Origin of the sequence: Parasediminibacterium paludis (assembly GCF_042651445.1) — a bacterium.
Lineage (GTDB): Bacteria > Bacteroidota > Bacteroidia > Chitinophagales > Chitinophagaceae > Parasediminibacterium > Parasediminibacterium paludis.
On record NZ_JBHSDC010000027.1, the window covers coordinates 36,087 to 58,087 of the forward strand.

General features: G+C 36.4%; 18 protein-coding genes. 8 read left to right on the forward strand and 10 right to left on the reverse strand.

Features of this window, described 5'->3' with window-relative positions; genetic code table 11:
* The first annotated feature begins 140 nt into the window (after positions 1-140).
* Positions 141-1,832 (forward strand): sodium/sugar symporter, encoded by a 1,692-nt coding sequence (locus ACFOW1_RS12700; protein ID WP_379014732.1) that lies wholly within the window; start codon positions 141-143, stop codon positions 1,830-1,832.
* Between the two features lie 203 nt (positions 1,833-2,035).
* Positions 2,036-2,698, forward strand: coding sequence for an HAD family hydrolase (locus ACFOW1_RS12705; protein ID WP_379014733.1), 663 nt, complete (start codon positions 2,036-2,038; stop codon positions 2,696-2,698).
* 262 nt (positions 2,699-2,960) lie between these two features.
* Here ACFOW1_RS12705 and ACFOW1_RS12710 read toward each other — a convergent pair whose 3' ends face one another.
* Entirely contained in the window at positions 2,961-3,377 is a 417-nt protein-coding gene (locus ACFOW1_RS12710) for a nucleoside-diphosphate kinase (protein WP_379014734.1), read from the reverse strand.
* A gap of 121 nt (positions 3,378-3,498) precedes the next feature.
* Here ACFOW1_RS12710 and ACFOW1_RS12715 point away from each other — a divergent pair, with 121 nt between their 5' ends.
* From ACFOW1_RS12715 to ACFOW1_RS12725, 3 genes are all read left to right on the forward strand, one after another.
* A complete protein-coding gene (locus ACFOW1_RS12715) occupies positions 3,499-4,506 on the forward strand; it encodes a DHH family phosphoesterase (protein ID WP_379014736.1) in 1,008 nt (335 codons plus the stop codon).
* Between the two features lie 98 nt (positions 4,507-4,604).
* Entirely contained in the window at positions 4,605-5,525 is a 921-nt protein-coding gene (locus ACFOW1_RS12720) for an FKBP-type peptidyl-prolyl cis-trans isomerase (RefSeq protein WP_379014737.1), read from the forward strand.
* 114 nt (positions 5,526-5,639) lie between these two features.
* Positions 5,640-6,068 carry a DUF6526 family protein gene (locus tag ACFOW1_RS12725; protein WP_379014738.1) on the forward strand — a complete coding sequence of 143 codons (429 nt, stop codon included), beginning with the start codon at positions 5,640-5,642 and terminating at the stop codon, positions 6,066-6,068.
* A gap of 57 nt (positions 6,069-6,125) precedes the next feature.
* On the opposite strand, the gene ACFOW1_RS12730 is transcribed toward ACFOW1_RS12725, so the two are convergent.
* Positions 6,126-6,536: an acyl-CoA thioesterase gene (locus ACFOW1_RS12730; RefSeq protein WP_379014739.1), complete on the reverse strand. Its 411-nt coding sequence runs from the start codon at positions 6,534-6,536 to the stop codon at positions 6,126-6,128.
* 160 nt (positions 6,537-6,696) lie between these two features.
* Between ACFOW1_RS12730 and ACFOW1_RS12735 the strand changes: the two genes are divergently transcribed.
* From ACFOW1_RS12735 to ACFOW1_RS12745, 3 genes are read left to right on the forward strand one after another with little or no spacing between them, the layout of a single operon-like run.
* Positions 6,697-9,738: a tetratricopeptide repeat protein gene (locus ACFOW1_RS12735; RefSeq protein WP_379014740.1), complete on the forward strand. Its 3,042-nt coding sequence runs from the start codon at positions 6,697-6,699 to the stop codon at positions 9,736-9,738.
* Positions 9,739-9,750: 12 nt separating this feature from the next.
* The gene (locus ACFOW1_RS12740; protein ID WP_379014742.1) at positions 9,751-11,541 is read left to right on the forward strand and encodes a hypothetical protein; all 1,791 of its coding nucleotides are present in this window, start codon (positions 9,751-9,753) and stop codon (positions 11,539-11,541) included.
* 15 nt (positions 11,542-11,556) lie between these two features.
* Positions 11,557-12,600, forward strand: a complete 1,044-nt coding sequence (locus ACFOW1_RS12745) for a phosphotransferase enzyme family protein (RefSeq protein ID WP_379014743.1) — start codon at positions 11,557-11,559, stop codon at positions 12,598-12,600.
* Here ACFOW1_RS12745 and ACFOW1_RS12750 read toward each other — a convergent pair.
* The 8 genes from ACFOW1_RS12750 to miaB form a co-directional block, all read right to left on the reverse strand.
* Positions 12,597-13,988 (reverse strand): Gfo/Idh/MocA family protein, encoded by a 1,392-nt coding sequence (locus ACFOW1_RS12750; protein ID WP_379014745.1) that lies wholly within the window; start codon positions 13,986-13,988, stop codon positions 12,597-12,599. The genes ACFOW1_RS12745 and ACFOW1_RS12750 overlap by 4 nt on opposite strands.
* Positions 13,989-14,723: 735 nt before the next feature.
* On the reverse strand, positions 14,724-15,668 hold the full coding sequence (locus ACFOW1_RS12755; RefSeq protein WP_379014746.1) for a YihY/virulence factor BrkB family protein: 945 nt from the start codon (positions 15,666-15,668) through the stop codon (positions 14,724-14,726).
* Positions 15,661-16,701 carry an endolytic transglycosylase MltG gene (gene mltG / locus ACFOW1_RS12760; protein ID WP_379014748.1) on the reverse strand — a complete coding sequence of 347 codons (1,041 nt, stop codon included), beginning with the start codon at positions 16,699-16,701 and terminating at the stop codon, positions 15,661-15,663. The genes ACFOW1_RS12755 and mltG overlap by 8 nt, the downstream gene beginning before the upstream one ends.
* Positions 16,702-16,772: 71 nt before the next feature.
* Positions 16,773-17,081: a preprotein translocase subunit SecG gene (secG, locus tag ACFOW1_RS12765; protein WP_379014749.1), complete on the reverse strand. Its 309-nt coding sequence runs from the start codon at positions 17,079-17,081 to the stop codon at positions 16,773-16,775.
* A gap of 2 nt (positions 17,082-17,083) precedes the next feature.
* A complete protein-coding gene (locus tag ACFOW1_RS12770) occupies positions 17,084-18,496 on the reverse strand; it encodes a hypothetical protein (RefSeq protein WP_379014751.1) in 1,413 nt (470 codons plus the stop codon).
* Between the two features lie 22 nt (positions 18,497-18,518).
* Positions 18,519-19,061: an LPS assembly lipoprotein LptE gene (lptE, locus tag ACFOW1_RS12775; protein ID WP_379014752.1), complete on the reverse strand. Its 543-nt coding sequence runs from the start codon at positions 19,059-19,061 to the stop codon at positions 18,519-18,521.
* 25 nt (positions 19,062-19,086) lie between these two features.
* Entirely contained in the window at positions 19,087-20,373 is a 1,287-nt protein-coding gene (locus tag ACFOW1_RS12780; RefSeq protein WP_379014753.1) for a sigma-54 interaction domain-containing protein, read from the reverse strand.
* Between the two features lie 29 nt (positions 20,374-20,402).
* Positions 20,403-21,827, reverse strand: coding sequence for a tRNA (N6-isopentenyl adenosine(37)-C2)-methylthiotransferase MiaB (gene miaB / locus ACFOW1_RS12785; RefSeq protein ID WP_379014755.1), 1,425 nt, complete (start codon positions 21,825-21,827; stop codon positions 20,403-20,405).
* Positions 21,828-22,001 lie beyond the last annotated feature (174 nt).

Here is a 22,001-nt window from a genome sequence, read left to right on the forward strand (position 1 = left end):
AATTAAATACTTAAGAAATTCTTTCAATTTGTAACCGATTGCAAATTTTATGTAATCATTTGAAAATTTGCAACTTATTCTCCTATATTTATTATTCAAATTTACGCAAGTATTAAAACGAACTAACAATTTCTGCCAAAATGAAGACATTACAAACAATTGACTATTTAGTGTTCTTAGGTTATTTTTTAATTGTAGCACTGTATGGATATTGGGTTTATAATAAAAAGAAAGTTGCGTCTGCAAGCGCCTCACACGACTATTTCTTAGCAGAAGGTTCGCTTACTTGGTGGGCAATCGGGGCTTCGTTAATTGCTTCAAATATTTCAGCAGAGCAATTTATAGGCATGAGTGGTAATGGCTTCAAAATGGGTTTGGCAATTTCTGCTTACGAATGGATGGCTGCAGCAACTTTAATGATTGTTGCAATTTTCTTTATTCCAGTATATCTTAAAAACAAGATTTACACAATGCCTCAATTTCTTAATCAACGTTACAATTCAACTGTAGCAATGATTATGGCTGTTTTTTGGTTGTTATTGTATGTGATAGTAAACCTTACGTCAATTTTATATTTAGGCGCTTTAGCCATTAGCAGTATTTCTGGTCTTAACCTTTATGTTTGTATGTATGCGCTAGCCATTTTTGCTGTTATTATTACACTTGGTGGTATGAAAGTCATTGGTTTTACGGATGTTATACAAGTTTTCTTCTTAATTCTCGGAGGTTTGGTCACTACTTATTTAGCTCTAAACTTAGTGGCAAAACAAAGCGGAAGTTCTGGAGTGATTAGTGGTTTTAAATTGATGATGTCAGGGGCCAATGACCATTTTCATATGATATTGAAAAGAGATAATCCAAACTATACAAGCTTACCTGGTTTAACAGTTTTAATAGGGGGTATGTGGATTGTGAATTTAAATTATTGGGGTTGCAATCAATACATCACGCAAAGAGCTTTAGGAGCAGATTTAAAAACTGCTCGGGGCGGGCTTTTATTTGCGTCATTTTTAAAATTATTAATGCCGGTCATTGTGGTACTGCCAGGGATTGCAGCTTATGTATTGAACCAAAGAGGGTATTTTACCCATCATGAATTGATGGACAGAAGCGGTGAAGTAATTGGTGATAAGGCCTACCCAACACTTTTAAATTTATTGCCGATTGGCTTTAAGGGTCTATCGGTTGCAGCGCTTACTGCTGCTATTGTGGCTTCTTTGGCTGGTAAAGCAAATAGTATAGCAACCATCTTTACACTAGATATTTACCAGAAAAAAATTAAGCCATCTGCAACTGAATCTGAATTGGTGAAAACAGGTAAAATTGCAGTGCTATTAGCGATGATGATTGGCTGTTTGATTTCACCATTTTTGGGGATTGATAAAAAAGGGGGTTTTGATTTTATTCAGGAATATACAGGCTTTGTTAGTCCTGGTATTTTTGCCATGTTTATTTTAGGCTTTTTCTGGAAGAAAACTACCTCCAATGCTGCTTTATTTGCCACAATTGGTGGTTTTGGCTTATCTGTGTTGTTTAAATTTCTTCCCAAACTGATGAATTTAGAATTTTTAAGCGGCTTCGGTTTATCAACTTCTGTAAAACAAGAAAATGGCAGTTTTTTATACGAGATTCCTTTTTTAGATAGAATGGGCTTTGTGTTTATTCTTTGTGTAATTATTATGTATTTTATTAGTATGTTCGATAATCGAAATGGTGTAACACCACATGGCTTGGAAGTAGATACCAAAATGTTTAAAACTACCAATGCATTTGCGGTAGGTGCTTTAATTATTGGTGGTCTTATCGTTGCTTTATATACTTTCTTTTGGTAGATATTATTTGATTGCCGATCTCAGGAACTAAAGCATGCATCATAGAAAGTTCATGCTTTAGTAATTTTTTAATGGATGGCAGATTGGCTTAGCAAGACCAATTATCTGAATTATCAAATAGTAAGTATGATAATTCAGCAGAAATCAATGCAATCCTATCTGTCAGCCGTTATTTTTGTTACAATCAGTAAAATAAGCAAACAATGACAAGAATAAACAAGGCATTTATTTTTGATATGAATGGTACGATGGTGGATGATATGGCTTATCACGTTAAGGCTTGGTACAATTTATTAACGCAAGATTTAGATGCAAAACTCAGTTTTGAAGAAGTAAGCAAAGAGATGTATGGTAAAAACAGCGAAGTAATGGAACGTGTTTTTGGTAAAGGAAGGTTTACGCAAGCGGAGATGGATTTTTGGGGCCTTGAAAAAGAAAAACGTTATCAAGATGCTTACTTACCAAATCTAAAATTGATTGATGGGTTACAACAATTTTTTGATGCTGCATATAATGCACAAATTCCCATGTCTATTGGGTCTGCGGCTATTCCTTTCAATATCAATTTTGTATTGGATAATTTGCATTTACACCAATATTTTAAAGCCGTGGTCAGTGCGGATGATGTCGCTATTAGTAAGCCACATCCTGAAACATTTACCAAAGCTGCAGCATTAATGGGCGTAGCGCCTGAGCACTGTGTTGTATTTGAAGATGCCCCAAAAGGAGTAGAAGCTGCACAAAATGCTGGAATGCATTGTGTAGTAATCACCACTATGCACGAACCTGAAGCATTCAAAAAATATAAAAATATTATTTGTTTTATTAAAGACTACAAACAACTACGAATTGAAGATCTGATATAATGACATTATTTGACAATAATAATGTATGATGTAAACATCAAATTTATTGGTACAAGTACAAAAAGTTGCTCAATAAAACTGTCGTTACCTGAAGACAAGAGAAAATCAATTAAATTGAGCAGTTTAAGTCAAAAAAGAGGGGCTGGTGGAAAACCACCGCCCCGTTTTTCAACCCTAAACCCTTAAAAAACGATTAAAATTAGGGAAATATTCTACACTAAAAAAATATTTTCACGAAATATGACAATTCTTTTACGAACGGTTAAAAACGCTCTAATTTGCTAAAGAAAAAATCGCTTTCAATAGCTGCATTGTCATCGCTATCGCTACCATGAACTGCGTTCTCGCCAATAGATGCTGCAAAGTTTTTTCTAATCGTCCCTTCAGCTGCTTGCGCAGGATTAGTTGCACCAATTAAAGTTCTAAAATCAGCCACTGCATTGTCTTTTTCTAATATTGCAGCCACGATAGGGCCACTACTCATAAATTCTACTAATTCACCAAAGAAAGGACGTGATCTGTGGATATCGTAAAATAAACCTGCTTGTTCTTCACTTAATTTTATCCATTTCATAGCTTTTATGCTAAACCCAGCTTTAATAATCTGGTCTAAAATTGCACCTGTGTAACCTTTGCTTGTTGCATCAGGCTTAATCATTGTGAAAGTTCTATTGCTCATTGTATAATGTTTTTTCGGCGGCAAAAGTAATAGAATATTATGCCTATCCAAGAAATTACCATTATCATTTAAAAATCAATTTGAGTGTATGGACTGAATACTGCAATTTTGCCGCCACCTTATGGAAGCAATAGCGCAATTTTTTCCGCAGATCACAACGCCCAAACACATTGTTATTACATGTCATCAAAAACCAGATGGTGATGCAATGGGCAGTACACTTGGCTTGTACCATTTTTTGATTCAATTTGGACATAATGTTACTGTAATATCGCCTACCAATTGGGCCGATTTTTTAAATTGGATGCCAGGGGTAGATGCTGTATTAGATTATGAAGCAGGCAAGCATCGTGCACAAGCAATTTTAGATAAAGCTGATATTGTATTTTGTTTAGATTTTAATGTGCTTTATCGCACAAAACATTTGGAACAACCAATTATAGCTTCAAAAGCCATTAAAGTTCTAATTGATCATCACCAAGAACCACAAGAATCGCAATTTGATTTTGGTATTAGTGATACTTCTAAAAGTAGTACTTGCGAAATGGTGTACGATTTTATCATGCAATCTGGTTATCAAGATAAAATCAATATTGCTGTAGCAACTTGTTTGTACACTGGTGTTATGACTGATACGGGTTCTTTCCGTTTTCCATCAACCAAAGCTTCGGTTCATAGAATGGTGGCGCATTTTAAAGAATTAGGCTTAGAACATACTTCTATACATAATAATATATACGATAACTTTCTTGAAAATAGATTGCGCTTTACCGGCCATGCGTTATTGAATAGGCTAGAAGTATTGTACGAATACAATACAGCCTTAATGTATATTACCAAGCAAGATTTGCTAAAATTTCACATTAAAACTGGCGACTCTGAAGGATTGGTAAGTTATTTATTAACCATTCAAGGAATAAAATTTGGTGCTATCTGTATAGATAGAGATGAAGAGCGCAAATGGAGCTTTAGAAGCAAAGGTAATTTTGATGTCAATACTTTTGCAAGAAAGCATTTTGAAGGTGGTGGGCATTTTAACGCCGCTGGCGGTAGAAGTAGCGACTCACTTGAGCAAACGATAAAAAAGTTTAAAGAAGTAATAACTGCATACGAAGAAGACTTACAATAACAACCCTTCATAAACAGACTGCGAACTATTCGTACAATTAACCTTAATTCGTGGTTTATTAGTAATAAAAAACAAAAAACAATCTCAAACATTTACGCATGAAACAATTAACATCACTTTTAGCGATTGCCATTTTATTGGTAAGCTGTAATCAGTACAGTAAAACAAAATCTGGCTTGCCATATAAAATCACTAAAGGTGGCAAAACAGACAAATTAAAACAAGGTCAAATAGCTAAGTTTAACTTTGAATTTACGGTTAAAATAAGTGGAAAGGACAGTATTTTAAATAGTTCTTATGGTGGTGTACCAGTGTATCTACCATACGATACCGCACAAGTAAACTCTAAAAAATACGATTTAATGGAAGTATTTCCACTCTTAAATGTAGGCGATAAAGTAGAATTTCAGTTAAACGTAGATACTTTAAAAAGATTAGGTCTAATACCTGATTATAGTAGAGTGTTTTCTAAAGGTTCTGTGATTAAAGGTAAAGCGGAATTATTAGCTGCATTTAACGACGATAAAGCTGCAACTGCCGATAGAACACAAGAAATAGAAAAACAAAAAGCGATCGAAATAAAAGCACTAGAAGCTTATATTGCTAAAAAAGGAATTAAAGCAGAAAAAAGTCCAGAAGGTGTATTTGCTCAAATAGGTACAGTTGGTGATTTAACCAATAAAGTAGATACTGGTAAGCAAGTTCTAGTTATGTACAAAGGTTATACTGAGGATGGTAAAGTATTTGATAGTAATATTGGGAAACCTGGTGCACAACCTTTGCCAGTGAGTATCGGTACGCATTCAGTAATTCCAGGTATGGAAATAGGTTTGAAGTTTTTTGGTAAAGGTGGTAAAGGTACCATTTTTATTCCTTCAAGCTTAGCTTATGGCCCACAAGCTCAAGGTCCTATTAAAGCGAATAGCAATTTAATATTCGATATTGAAGTGGTAGATGTTAGAGTTGCGCCAGCACCACAACAACAGCCTATGATGCCTCAAGGTATGCCGCAGCATTAATGGTTTTCTTCATAAATAACTGATAACGTCCGATAGTTTTGTTTACTGTCGGACGTTTTTTATTTTCGAATATATTATTCCAATTATCTTGCTGTAAATTATAAATGATTACTTATGACATCTCAAAACTTTAAAAATCATGCACGTTTATTACTTGGTTGGCATGGCATTACCGCTTTAGCCATTTTGGCTTTATTAATCGGTGCAATAATAAACCTCTGCCATTCTGCAAAAGAGAATTTGTATTCAGCCTCATTACTTGTATTAGTAGCCCTTATCTTGGTTTTTATCTTTTGGTTTGCAAGAGTATTTGCGCTTAAAGCGCAAGACAGAGCGATTCGTGCAGAAGAAAATTTACGCCATTTTGCGTTAACAGGTAAACTACTAGATAGTCGTTTGCGTATTGGTCAAATCATCGCTTTACGATTTGCATCTGATGCTGAATTTATAGCACTAGCTAATAAAGCCGCTGAAGAAAATTTAACTCAAAAAGCTATTAAAGAAGCCATTGTAGATTGGAAAGCTGATTATCATAGAGTGTAGTAAAATAATGCAGAATAAGAAAAAGCCCTTGTAATTTAATTATTACAAGGGCTTTGCTTATTTGAAATAAGGCGCCACAGCATCATGCCATTCTTTAGGCATGGTGGCTTTCTCTTTAGTTACCGCATCTATAAAGTACAATACCACTTTGCCAATAGTGAGTAACTTCTCCTGTTGGTTATATACTTCTTGGTGAAATTCTATTCTATGTTCTTGTGGTAATTCTTTTAACATGGTTTTAATGGTTAGTAAATCATCATAATGCGCAGGGCGCAAAAATTTACAAGTCAACTCAACAATAGGCATGATGATACCCATTGCTTCTAAATCTTTATACGTAAAGCCTAGATTACGTATGGCTTCTGCACGGCCTACTTCAAAATATTGGGCATAATTTCCATGATATACCACATTCATCTGGTCTGTTTCTGCATATCTAACGCGTATTTGTGTGTTGCTTTCGTACATGTTGCTTATTTTTTGTTGGTAAAGTTATTGGCATTTGTTGTTTATGCACAAAATGATGGAACGATGTTTGTTCCTTCTGCTTCAATTTACCTTTAAGGCGTATTTTACATTTTGTTAAGATTGAAAAACGAATCTTTGTTTAAACCCATCAATACTTCATATGCGTAGGATTACAATATTGATAACCTTTTTGCTAAGCACGCTACTATTTTCGGCGCAAGCACAATACACCATGGTAAACAACGATGTTGATGCCCATTTTAAATTAGCGAAAGAGTATTATCTTAAAGAACAATACAGTTTAGCCTATCCAATCTTTAAAAACTTGTATAACAACGGCGTTGCTAATAGTAACTATAGCACTACTGTTAATCTAGAAACAAAATTTTATTATATCACTTGTGGTTTGCGCTTAAACGATGCTTCTGCTGCGCCCAAAGCCTCTGAGTTTATTGCGCTTGAACACCATGAACCCCGTACGCAAATGATGAGTTTTGAGCTGGGCGAATATTTATACAGACAAGGTAATTATACCGATGCATTAACCTACTATACCAAAGCTGGTATTGATAATTTAAGCAATAGCGATGTAGCTGCCATGAAGTTTCACAAAGCTTATGCATTATTCACCTTAAAGCAGTTCAACGAGGCAAAACCTTTGTTTAATACGATTAGACAAATACCAAGTGATCCTAACTATATTGATGCAAATTATTATTATGGTTTTATATCCTTTTACGATAAAAACTATAGCGACGCTTTAGCTGCATTTACAGTAGCAGAAAGCAATGCCAATTATGTAAACGTAGTGCCTTTTTATATAGCAGAAATTTACTACTTTAATAATCAAAGAGATAAAGCCATAAGTTATAGTGAAACCGCTTTAAATAAAGGTGGCCAGTTTTATGAGCTTCAATTAAAGCAGTTAGTTGGCCATTTGTATTTTGATAAAAGACAATTTGCCAAAGCGCAACCTTACTTAGAAACTTATGTAAATAAAACGGAAAAAGTTAGTCGAGAAGATTTGTATGAGCTCAGCTATTGCTATTATGAAGCAGGTACTTGGAAAAAAAGTATTGAAGGCTTTAAACAGTTAGGTGGTAAGGAAGATTCTTTGGCGCAAAACAGCATGTATTTATTGGCTGATGCGTATTTAAAAACAGATCAAAAGCTGAATGCACGCAATGCTTTCTTATTCTGCGCTAGCAATAATAGTAATCCGACTCAAAAAGAAATTTCCAGTTTTAGTTATGCAAAATTATCTTACGAGTTAGGTTATACCGATATCGCTTTAAAAGATTTACAGCAATATTTAAAAGATTATCCTAATACAAAAAACACCCAAGAAGCTAGAGAATTATTGATAGCAGTCTTATCGAACACGAGTAATTTCAAAGAAGCGTTAGCGCTTTTTGAGAGCTTGCCTTCGCAAAGCGACAATGTAAAAAAGATTTACCCAAGAATATTGTACGGCAGAGCTGTAGAACTGATTAATGATCAGCAAATAGAGAAAGCTGATGCTTTGTTCAATCGGATTTTAACGTTGCCTTACAATAACGAGCAATTGCCTTATACCAACTTTTGGAAGGGTGAAATTGCTTACAGAACTGGTAATTTAGATGATGCTATTGGCTATTTAACTACGTATTTAAAAGCGCCTAGAACCAGTGGGGAAGTGAATATTACCAATGCGAGATACAATTTGGGCTATTGCTTTTTAAAACGTGGTGATTATAGTGTAGCGATCAATTATTTTCAGCAAGTGGCTGGTTATGCAGCAGCTACTTCAGCGCCAATAGAACAAGATGCTTATATACGCACTGGTGATTGTTACTTTATGAATAAGCAATACAAGCAAGCAATTAAAGTATATGAAGATGCTTTGAGCCAAAATTGGAAAAGTGCAGACTATGCCTTGTTTCAAAAAGCAGTAATTGCCGGCGCTTCCAATAAAAACGCTGATAAAATAGCGTTGATGCAGCAACTCATTCAACGTTATCCCAACTCAAATTTATTGGCAGATGCAAGCTTAGAAGTTGCCAACAGTTATTTAGCGGATGAAAAATTTAATGAAGCATTAGCGCCATTACAAACGGTTTTAAAAGATACAAAAGCAACAGCATTGTGGCCTACCGCTTATTTAAAAACTGGCGTTGCTTATTTTAATACTAATAAAAACGATGAAGCACTAAGTAATTTCACCACATTGGTAAAGCAATATCCAAATGCGCCTGAAAGTGATGAAGCGATTGAATATATCCGCAATATTTTTATTGAAAATCAGAAGCCTGGAGACTTTGTCAATTTCATGCAAAGCAATGGCAAAAACATTACTACTAATGAAGCCGATAGTTTAACCTATCGCTCCGCTTACTTACGATACGAAGCAAAAGATTTTCCTTCTGCTAAAATTGGTTTTATCGATTATTTAGCAAGATATCCTGAAGGGAATAATACAATTGAGAGCAATTATTTTCTTGCTGAAATTAATATTAGCAACAAAGATTTTAATGCTGCCTTGCCTTATTACAACGCAGTTGCAGCAAAAGCACCTAATAGATATGCTGAGCGGGCGAGTTTACAAAGTGCCAGAATTTATTACTTCGATCTAAAAGATTATGCCAAGGCACAAACGTTTTTTGCGCAGCTAAAAACATTGGCCACACAGCAAGAAAATAGGATAGAAGCCATGCGCGGCTTGTTGCGTTGTCAATATCGCTCGCAACAGTATAAAGAAGCTCTAGCTAATGCACAAGATATTTTGCAGGAAAAAGGCGCAGCTACCGATGATAAAATGATGGCCAATTTAATAGTTGCCAAAAATGCACAAGCAGACAATCAGATAGATCAAGCCACCAACGCCTATAAAGCAGTGGTTGCTTTAGGCAAAAGTGAATACAGTGCTGAAGCGCAATATCGCCTTGCAGAGCTTTTGTTTTTGCAAGCTAAATATTCTGAAGCTGAGAAGGCCGCATTTGATGTGATTAAGAAAGTAGGTTCCTATGAATATTGGGTTACAAAAAGCTACTTGTTACTTGGCGATATTTATTTTAAAACCAATGATTTGTTTAACGCTGAAGCAACGTTCAAAAGCGTTTCAGAAAATGCGAATGTGGCTGAATTGAAAGATGAAGCAAGTAATAAATTGGCCCAAGTAATTGCTGAAAAAGATAAAACGAATAAAGTAGCTAACCCTCAATAAACTTATCACCACATGAATAACATAAGAAATATATTGTTGCTAATAGTTGCTTTTACATTAACGTATGGCACTGTAGCTGCACAAAACAAAAAAAAGAAAACAAAATCTACAACGGTCAATCGCACATCGTCAACAGCTAAACTTAAAAGCGCTTCAACTAAAAAGGCAACATCTAAAGTAAGCAACGAGCAACCCGCTGCCATTAACTTTAAACCCATTACAAACGCTAGCGATACGACAGCCCCTAAAGAAGTAACAATTACATCTTCTTTCAAGCCATCCTTACGCAATGCTGCTAAAATAAATTTTACGGCAGCTACGCCGATTATCGATACCAACAAATTACCGTTGAGTTATAATATTCCGTCTTCCAATTTATTTTTTAGTTACCAGCCTGTTGCAATAAAGCCTGTTGCCTTATTTGTAGATACATCTATCTATTGGCACAATGATGCCTACGTAAAGGTAGGCTTTGGCAATTTTGCTAGCCCTTACGCCGAAGCAGGCATTGCTTTTGGCGATGGTAAACAAACGATGTTTAGTTTACATGGCAAGCACACTTCTTCCACAGGTAGATTGACTTTCCAAGATTTTAGTAAAACCGGTGTCGATTTTCTTGGCAGTATTACTACTAAAAACAACAATGAAATTTCGGCTAAAGCTTTTTGGGATAATAGTGTTCAGTATCGGTATGGTTATCAACCTAGTACCTCGGTATTTACAAAAGATGATTTGCGCCAAGCGTTTAATAACGTAGGTTTAGAGCTTGGTTTGCAAAATAAATTACCAAATAGTTTTGGTGTTACTTACCACCCACAAATTAAAGCCAGTACCTTTTTTGATAACCATAATGGCAATGAAATTAGTTTGCTTGCCAAGTTACCCATCAATAAATCTTTTGGTAGATTCTTAGCTTTAGACGTAGCTGCCACCGCTGATATTAGCTCATTTAAGCGCCAATTGGTGCCTAACGCGGCAACAGTTAATAACAATTTATTTTATGTAAACCCTACCATTCAGTTTAAAACCCCCAATATTAAATTGAATGCGGGTATTCAACCAACATGGGATAACCAAAGCTTTTGGTTGTTGCCAAATGTTACCGCCGAGGCAAAAATTAATGAAGAAAAATTCGTGGTACAGGCAGGCTGGCGCGGTTATGTCAATAAAAATACCTACCAATCATTAGCTGGTATTAATCCCTACATTATACAACCAACGAGTTTATTAAATACCAAAGTAACCGAGCAATATGCTGGCTTTAAAGGCAGTGCTGGTAAGCATTTCACTTACAATGCACGTATATCGTTCTTAAACATGGATAATGCGGCGCTATACGTAAATGATACTACAACTGGTAAAACGCAAGAATTTAAAGCCGTATTTGAGCCAGTATTAAAAGCCATTAAATTACACGGTGAAATTGGCTATACCGACCAAGAAAAATTCTCTTTTATTGCTTCAGCTAATTATACACAGTTTACCAAACTAAATACTTACGATAAAGCCTACGGTTTGTTGCCATTAGAAATTAATGGTGCTTTGCGTTGGAAAGTGTTTAAAGATTTATTGGTAAAATCGGATGTATTTTTTTGGGATGGCAGTCATTACCAAATGCAAAATTTAAAAAGTGGCAAACTTAGCCCTGCTATAGATGCCAATATTGGTACAGAGTTTACCGTGATGCCTAAATTGAATGTGTGGTTACAGATTAACAATGTTTTTAACAATAAATACCAACGTTGGAACCAATATGAGGTGTTAGGATTGCAAGTTCTTGGCGGCGTGGTGTATCATTTTTAAGAGATATTCTATCATATGATTAAAGACAGTGCACCAGATACAATGGCAGCCAAATATGGTTGGCACAGTTATCAAATGATGCCCATTGAATCTGGCTTAATCAACCATACTTACAAAGTAGTTACACCAAGTGGTAAGTTTATCTTGCAGCAAGTAAATACGAATGTATTTAAGCAGCCATTAGTCATTGATGCGAACATGCGCTTACTAAAGCACCAATTAAAAACTTCTCATCCTGACTATCTTTTCGTTGCGCCAATTGCAGGCATGGATGCTAATACCTTGTACGAAGTAAATAGCCAATACTTCAGAGCTTTTGAATTTATTGAAGGCTCACATACCATGTCTACCGTTAATACGCCTGAACAAGCTTTTGAAGCCGCTAAAGCATTTGCAACATTTACAGCCGTTTGCAATGGAATGGATGCAACGGCCTTGCAAGAAACCTTACCTAATTTTCATAATTTACCGCTGCGCTACCAACAGTTTGAAGCAGCTCTACATAGTGCCAATGAGGAGCGATTGACTACTTGTAAAACATTGATAGAAGACTTACAATCTCAAGAAGCTATTGTAACTATATACGAGACTTTTATTGCGCATCCCGATGCATTAAAGCGGGTAACACACCACGATACCAAGATTAGTAATGTGCTGTTTAATGATGCACATAAAGCCCTTTGTGTGATTGATTTAGATACTGTAATGCCAGGCTATTTCATCAGCGATATAGGTGATATGATGCGTACCTATGTTTGCCCGGTAAGTGAAGAGGAAAGCGACTTATCTAAAATTATTGTTCGTAAAGATTATTTACAAGCGATACAGGAAGGTTATTATAGCCACATGGAACAGCATTTAACTGACTTTGAAAAAGCCCATTTTTTCTTTGCAGGTGAAGTATTAATTTATATGCAAGCACTGCGCTTTTGTACCGACTATTTGCAAAACGATGTGTATTACCCAATAAAATACCCCCACCACAATTTGGTGAGGGCAACTAATCAAATGCAGTTATTGCTTGCTTTGCAGCAAACATTGGCTAATAGCAACTATTAATAATTACCATTCTCATCTACACAAAATATCGGTTTACGGTTTTTCCATTTGCCTCTTGTAAAGTCTGGTATGGTCATAAGTTTACCGCCTTCTTCAATAGACTTTTCTGATAGCGGTGTAATAGCATACCAAGTAGCTAAATCATACACATCTAGCGGAAATTCTGCTTTGGCTTTGATAGATTCAATAAAGGCATTCACCACAAAAAAGTCCATACCACCGTGGCCGGCGCCTTCTGCTTGCGCTTCGTATTTCTTCCACAATCTGTGGTCATTGGCTTGCATATAAGCCTCTGTGTTTTCCCAAGTGTGTGGCTTGCTTTTATCTTCAAAATAAATTAAGCCCGCTTTAAATTCTCCGGCATGGTTGTCTTGCCAAATGCCATTGGTGCCTTGCACCCTAAAGCCTAAATTGTAAGGGCGTGGTGAGGAAGTATCGTGTGTTAATACAATGGTTTCCCCATTTGCAGTTTGTATTTGTGTGGTTACAATATCGCCTAGTTTAAACTTTAGTGCTGCATTTGGGTGGTTAGGCCCACCTTTTTTGTGGTTTACAATATAGCGGTGCAAACCTCTTGACTTAGTAGCTACAGAAGATAATTTGGTTAATCTATTGCCACGGTTGATATCTATCATGGTAGCAACAGGGCCCAAGCCATGCGTAGGGTATAGTTCGCCATTTCTATCTATGCTGTGTTGGGTGCGCCATTTGGCTTCGCTAAGGCCTTTTGCCCCGTATTCTACACCAGAATCGTAAGCCGTAATGCCATCGTTAAACTTTACACCACGCAAATCGTGTTCATAACCACCCTGCAGGTGCAATAGCTCGCCAAACATCCCTTTACGCACCATGTTTAGTACCGCCATCACATCTCTACGGTAGCACACATTTTCCATTATCATCACCGGTATACCCGTTTTCTCACTCGCATTTACAATATCCCAACAGTCAGATAGTTTAATAGCGCCGCACACTTCTACACCGGGAATTTTACCAGCGTTTACAGCGTCTATAGCTTGTGGTATATGCCATTCCCAAGGGGTGGCAATTATTACGGCTTCAATATCGGCACGGTTGAGTAGGTTTTTGTAATCGTAATTGCCATTGCTGTAAACCACTGGTTTGGCCTTGCCGCTAGCGGCAATAATTTTATCGGCCATGGCTAGCATTTGCAAATCTGGGTCGGCAATGGCCACAAGTTCTACATCGCTGCGCTGCAAGAGTAATTTTAAATGTTCTTGCCCACGATAGCCCACACCAATAATGCCCACTTTTACGGTAGCAGTAGGTGGTGTAAATGAATTAGCTAGGATAGAAGCGGCAGTAAGACCACCAAGGGTAAGTAAGCTTGTTTGCTGAATAAATTGACGGCGATGCAATGTAGACATGGAGTTAGTTTTAGGAAAGCAATGTACAAAAAGTTGGGAAAGTTGGAATGCCTAAGGCAGAAGCATCTGTATTATTTAGTCAGGAAGGAAAGATATTAGCCGCTACTTGGCTTTTTGATAGCATGATTTAGTTCAGTCATTTCTAATGTTGCTTATAACTGTTTTGACTAACCTGATGATTCAACTGCGTAAAATGTTTTTGGTATGCATTGCAAGCAAATGAGGTTGCCGCCGCACTTATTGACAATTATATGTCTCTCAGCCATTTCAAAGTGCCTCTCGGTCATTTCTTTGCGCCCCCCAACCATTTTTAAGTGCCGCTGAGCCATTTCTTTGTGCCCCCCAACCATTTTTGGTTGACGATTTGCCATTTCTGCGTGCCTACCAACCATTTTATGGCAACGCTCTATCATTTTTCAGTGCTCCTCAACCATTTTTTTGCTGCTTAACCATTTTTTAGTGACGCTTAGTTATTTCCCTCACCTTGTTACTTTTCTACATGTATCTTTTATATAGGTTTTTCGAAATGACACAAAAAAACAAGTGCCTTTTATCATGTTCCATAAAAGGGAAATATGTCTGAATATTGCCAATAATTTGAAGAATTTCATCATTTCTTGCCTTGTGTAAAAACTACGCGGAAAAAGAAAAGTTACACTACGCATGAAATGTACTAGTTTGAGACGAAAAAAACTCTATAAGGCTAAAAATCTCAATAGATAATGGGACTAGATGCTATCGTTGCTCTATTTCTACAGTTTGCTTTTCCTTTTGTGCGGTGAGGTACATAATGGTCACATTTAGCTCAAAGCCAATCAGCAAAATGAGGGCATTGAAACGGATTAATAGCATGATGACCAACACGGTGCCGATAGAGCCGTACACTTTGTCGAAACGGGCATAGTGATTTACCCAATAAGATAAGATAATCGTTGTAAGCAAGGTAAGGATGGTAGCTAAAAACGAGCCTGGCGATAGTAGTGGCCAACGCTTTTTAACCGATGGGGCAAATTTATAAACCAAACCAATGCCATAAAATAGAAAGCCTACGAGAATAAACCACCGCACACCATTCCACCATTGTAAACGTGCTTTGCGTTTGAGGTGAAAGAGACTTTTGAGTAAGAGGGCAAATTGGTCTTGCCCAATTAACAGAGTAGCCGAGGCCAATAATAAGACAATCAGAATAAGGGTAAGCTTGATAGCGCGAAAGCGTCGATGCAAAAAATATTTTTTTTCAAGTATAGAGCGGTCGAAGGTTCTAATTACCCCAATCATGGCATTAGAGGCATAATAAATTAATAACACAAAACCAAATGAAAACAAGCCCACTTGGCGTTCCATTAAGCTATTAAGTAAGTTACGTATAAAAATATAGGTGTTAGAATTAGGTGTAATATCTTTAAATAAACCCAATACTTCGGTTTGTAAATCAGCCGATTGTGGCAGATAAGGAATGATAGAAAATAAAAATAATATCGCCGCAGGCAAAGCCATAATTAAATTAAATGAAATCGCTGAAGCGCGTTCGTTTAAACCCAATTTATTGATTTGTTTTAAAAAATAGGTCGTTACCTCGTACCAACTTAAATTGGTAGTAGGAAATATTGCTTGCTTGCTTTTGGCAGACAAAAATCGTATAGGACTTAACTGCAATAGGTTTCTTTTTACTTTATTCATCCCCTTGTGCCTGCTTCTTTTGAAGATAGATGGTTAATGCTTGTTGGTAGGCCTTGGCATATTGCAAATGCTCGGCGTAATTGCTACTAAAATGGCTACCCCCTTTTAAATCGGCATCGGCTACAAAAAATAAATAGTCAGTTTTTGGCGCATTTAATACCGCATCTATGGTACTGGCACTTGGCGTACAAATAGGGCCTGGCGGTAAACCAAGGTTGCGGTAGGTATTGTAAGGCGATTCTATTTGCAAATATTTTTCGTACACACGTTTAATGGTAAAATCGTTCATAGCAAAGCGTACGGTAGGGTCTGCACCAAGCTTCATGCCCTTGTTATAACGATTGAGATACACACTTGCAATATTGCCTTTATCGGCTTCTTTATTGGTTTCTTCCTCTACAATGGATGCCAGGGTATACACTTCTGCTGGCGATAAAGCGAGGGCAGTGGCCTTAATTTTTCTATCTTTTGCGTCCCAAAAGGCATCGCTTGCAGTTTTAATTTTTGCCAATACCTTACTTAAAGGTGTAAAATAGTAGAATGAATAAGTATTAGGTATAATAATGGTAAATAGGGTTTTATCATTGACACCGAAGACTCGCAAACTATCGTTGTTGTTAAAATAATTGATAGCAGTAAGACTATCTGTTGAGAAATTCTTAGCGATTAATCTTGCAAAATCTTCTTTCGTTCTCAGTTTATTAATAACCAATTTCACTTCTGCCTGACGATTATTGCGCAAAATTTTTGCAAGCGTTAACAGATTATCGCCATTTTTTAATTGAAATCTACCTGACTTTAAGCGCTGCCAAACATCTAATTGATCAGCCAATAAGCCAAACATTGATGTATTATTAATGATGTGTTCTTTTTCTAGTGTTTCAATTACGCTAGCTTTATCGGTTTTGCCATCTTCTACAACAAAACTTTTTGTTTTTTCATCAAAATTTGTGGCAGAACCTAACACCATATAGGCAGCTATCGCACCTATAATAACTATTATCAACAGTAAAAATGTAAGAAATCGCTTCATGGCATCAAATTACATAAAAAACCCCGACTGTTGTAAACAGACGGGGAAATTTCTGGTTAATAAACCAATAATTATTTTTTAACTGGTGCAGTTGGTGCGGCACCACTGGTATTTACTTTATTTAATAAAGAATTGTTTACTGAAGTAGTAGCACCGCCTTTTAAAAACAAAGTAGATGTTAATGCTAAGACTGCGATAGCACCTGCAAAAATCCAAGTTCCTTTTTCTAACACATCATTGGTTTGTTTTACGCCCATAATGTTGTTACTTAAACCACCAACATTACCTGCTAATCCGCCACCTTTTGGGTTTTGTATTAAAACAATTGCACCAAGCGCCACACTGGCTAACACTATTAAAGCTAAAAACAAATACACCATGATTATATTCCTTTTAATTGTTGAATTTTGCCTGCAAAATAAGCGGATTTCTCAGGATCTAAAAAACTTAATTTTATATAAAGCTGAATGGCCTTGTCAACCTTGCCTTGTTTGATAAACACATCAGCCATTGTTTCCGTAACTATTTCTCTTGCAGCGATAGACGTTTTGGCAATATTTGCAATGGCTTTTTCCAATTCTGGGTCAGTGCCAAGGTCTTGTGGAGGGTTTGGACCTTGTCCTTTAATTTGTCTCAACCAATCGGTAAAGCGTCTTAATTGTACTGTAAGTTTATCTTGTGGCTGCTTAGTTAGATCTATCTTGATGCCCTGTGATGCAAAATAATCTACTTTAAACAATGGTTCTGCCTCAAACTCAAGCTTCGCATCTTCAGTAATAGGCTTTTTAAAATCTGCAATCTGGTTAGATAATACCGATGCGATATTATTAGTAGGATGTTTATCATGTTCATCTACTCCGTCCACTTCTTCTTCAGCAAATGCCTCACTTAAGGTAACCGCGTTAGGTGTAATTTCTTTGGTAGTATCTGCAAAACCATTAAAACTATAATTTGGTATCGTTGCTATATTTGTTTTTGGTGCTTCAACTTGAGTAGGAGGCTCCGTTGAGGTTGTGGCTGGCGCATTAACATCTAATAATCGCTTTACTGCTTCTAAAGTAGGAATTGAGAAGCTATTGGCATTATTATCAAAGCTATTGGTAAGGATTTTATCCGTTGATGGCGTATGAGGAGTTTCAATCGAAACTGGTGCTTCTGTTTTTACAAGAGGCGCGGTATCTCTCAAAGAATTCGATAACGCAAAAGAAGTATAATCTACAACGCCACTTTGATGAACTTCTTCAGCAACATGTGAAGCAAAAGATGCTACGGGTAATTCGTCAATAGCCTCTTTTCCTACAGTTTTCACATCAGTTTCGTCAGTTCCAATCTCAGGAATTGTAGGTATTTCCTTTTCAGTAGCTTCAACTAATGGTGTAACTTCTTGTACCTTAGGCTCTAAATCTGGTAGTGCGGTAGCATTTTCAACAACTGGTATAGAGGCATATGTGGTAGGTTGTAAAATAGGCTTTTCAACTACTGCTTGGACAGTTGGTTGTACAACCACAGGTTGTTTCGGATGTCCATTTAAGACAACTTTTTCCAATATGGGTTCTGCAATCGTCCCATTATGTAATTGGTATTGCAACCATAAAGGATTACTAAAGTGCAAAGCTGCTTTTTGTAACTGTCCATTAAAACTGTAGCTGCTTTGTTCTTTTTGTTTTAAGGCTAATAAAAATTGAGCAGGTGCAAAATAGGGAAATTCGTTGGCGATTTTCTGCAAATCGTCTATACCTACAGATGATAGGTGGTTATTTCCTGAGAGGTTGTATAATACTTGTTCTATTGCCATCGGCGATGAAAATACTAATAGATTACCAATTAGAAAAAATATGGTTAAAAATTTCATCTGTTAAATTGCGAATAATTTCATCCTGCAACTGAACATAGGCTTGGTCAATGGATAAATTGGCTGAAAAATCGAAGTTACGACTTACATCAAATTCATCCGTTTTATTTTCTAGAATATCTTTCACAACCATATGTACACCTACTGTTAGTCGGTTAGTTGCAGCTTGCGTAGATGAAATAGCCGCTGTAGTAACATTATAAGTAGATATAAATCCACTTAGTTGGTAATGCGCATTGTCGTCACTCGTTCTGGTCAATCTGGTTTGACTGACAATTTTTTGCTGAAGTTTGTCATTTAACTTAGGTGCAAGCTGCGTATTAATAATTGGCGCTCTATTTTCAATAAAATTTATCTTAATGGTTTTGTATTTGCTATAATCAATTGACGCATCATTAAACTTGTACACGCCACAGCTACTAATTAATAATGAAAAATTAATAATTAATAATGATAGAAGGAAATACGTAGATAGTGTGTAAGGATTGTGTTTCTTCAAATTTTTCATTGTTAATGATTATTTTTTAATTTTCTTAAAGATCATCAATATCGTATTCCTTCAACTTTCTATATAATGTTCTTTCACTAATACCTAAATCTGCTGCTGCATCTTTACGTTTGCCTTTATGCTTTTTTAAAGCTTTAATAATCAGTTCTTTTTCAATCACCATAATGTTCAATGTTTCTTCTACTTCTTCATGGTGATGAATATCGTCTTCATTAATTAATACCGCTTGAGTATTATTTGGTTGATAGGCATTAGCAATGGGCTGCGTTGGCTGATAGTTAGGTGTCGGCAACATCGGTTGCAAATCCATCGCATTTCCGTTGTTATGAAAATCGCTCATCAAACTTTCTTTGGTAAAATTAGCCGCAGTCCCTGCTAATGAAGGATTTTGTAATATTTCTAAGAACATTTTCTTTAACTCTGTTACATCCTTCTTCATATCGAAGAATAATTTATACAACAGTTCTCTTTCATTGGCAAATTCGCCTTGCGGTGCTGCATCGCTCGCTAGCATTGGCATTCTATTTACCACTTTTTCGGGTAAAAATTTACGTAATTGATTAGCATTTAATGTTTGCGAATTGCTCAATACAGAAATCTGTTCTGCAAGGTTCTTTAATTCACGCACATTACCCGGAAAAGGGTAGTTAATTAACAAATTTCTAGCCTCTTCATCTAGCTGAACAGGTGTGGTTTTGTATCGCTCTGCAAAGTCGACCACAAACTTTCTAAACAACAATAAAATATCTTCTTTTCTATCGCGCAAAGCTGGTACACGAATAGGAACGGTGCTTAACCGATAATACAAATCTTGTCTAAAACGCCCTTTTTCGGCAAACTCGAGTAGTTCTCTATTCGTAGCTGCAATAACACGTACATCCGTTTTTTGTACTTTAGATGAGCCTACACGAATAAATTCACCAGTTTCTAATACACGTAGCAAACGTGCTTGGGTACCCAAAGGCATTTCACCAATTTCATCTAAAAATATCGTACCGCCATTTACAGTTTCGAAGTACCCTTTACGACTATCAACAGCGCCCGTAAACGCACCTTTTTCGTGGCCAAATAATTCACTATCGATGGTACCTTCTGGAATGGCGCCGCAGTTTAGCGCAATAAAAGGATTGTGTTTTCTGGCAGAAGTGGCATGGATAATTTGTGAAATCACCTCTTTACCTACACCACTTTCACCCACTACCAATACTGTTAAATCGGTTAATGATACTTGTACGGCTGTATTTAACGCAAAATTAAGTGCGGGTGCGTTACCTATTATGCCAAATCTATTTTTAATGCTTTGTAAATCCATTCTTAATCTTTTTACCTAGTTGTCAATCTCTATTTTACAATCTCACCCAACAAAGTAGCCCTTGTACATTCGTTTACTTTTACGTGTACATAGTCACCTTTTTGCAATTGATAATTACCTTTGGGAAACACAATTGACTTGTTTTGTTCTGTTCTGCCACTCCAATCTGTGTCGCTTTTTTTGCTATTGCCTTCTATTAATACTTTAAAGGTCTTGCCAATATCGTTCAAGTTACTTTGCGTAGATAAAGCACCTTGCATATCAACAATTTCTTGTAAGCGTCTTTTCTTTACGTCTAGTGGTACATCATCATCAAAGCGCCTCTCTGCCAATGTACCTGGCCTTTCACTGTAAAAATACATATAAGCCATATCGTATTTACTATAAGCCATGGCGGTTAACGTGTCTTGATGATCCTCTTCTGTTTCTGTACAAAAACCTGTAATAATATCGGTGGTAATGCCACAATCTGGCAATATTTCTCTGATTCGATCCACTTTTGCTAAGTACCATTCTCTTGAATAGGTTCTATTCATGAGTTGTAAAATGCGAGAGTTACCGCTTTGTATGGGCAAATGAATATAGTTACAAATATTTTCATATTTGGCCATAGTAAACAATACATCGTCTGTAATATCTTTAGGATGAGACGTACTAAATCGCACACGTAAATTTGGATGAATCAACGCTACCATTTCTAGTAATTCGGCAAATGTTACAGCTTTATCCTTTTGCTCATTAAACCAATAGTAACTATCTACATTTTGCCCTAATAGCGTCACTTCTTTATATCCTTTTTTAAACAAATCCGTTGCCTCAGCTACAATAGAAACCGCATCTCTGCTACGTTCTCTACCTCGTGTAAAAGGCACTACGCAAAAGCTACACATATTATTGCAGCCACGCATAATAGATACAAATGCGCTCACGCCATTGCTATCTAAACGAATAGGTGAGATATCGGCATAAGTTTCATCTCTGCTTAGCAACACATTCACAGATTTTTGACCGCCTTCTGCTTCTTCTATTAGACTAGGTAAACTTCTATACGCATCAGGGCCAATTACTATATCTACTAATTTTTCTTCTTCCAATAATTTGGCTTTTAATCGTTCTGCCATGCAACCTAAAACACCTACCAACACACCTTTTCTGGCTTCTTTTAGCTTCCTAAATTCAGTTAAACGCTTCCGAATGGTGGCTTCAGCTTTCTCACGAATGGAGCATGTATTTACAAAAATCAAATCGGCTTCTTCTAAGTTTTTGGTAGCACCAAAGCCTTCGTTATTTAATATAGAAGCCACAATTTCGCTGTCGCTAAAATTCATCGCACAGCCATAACTTTCAATATAAAAGTGCTTTCTAAAGATATTCGGTTCCAATTCAAACGGCGCAAACGCTTCACCTTGCTTTGTCTCATCATGCACTTTGTTTTGCAACGCTAACATTTCCATTAGTCAAGAAAATTTTGTCTGCAAAAATAAGAGAAACTTGTGTCAGTTTGGCAGCGAAAGTTTGTTAAATACTTATTTAAAAAGTATACTGAATTATATTGTTTAAGACAAGCCATGTCTGATTCTAAAAAATTTAACAAAATCCATAGACTAACTTTTCTACACAGCGCTTGG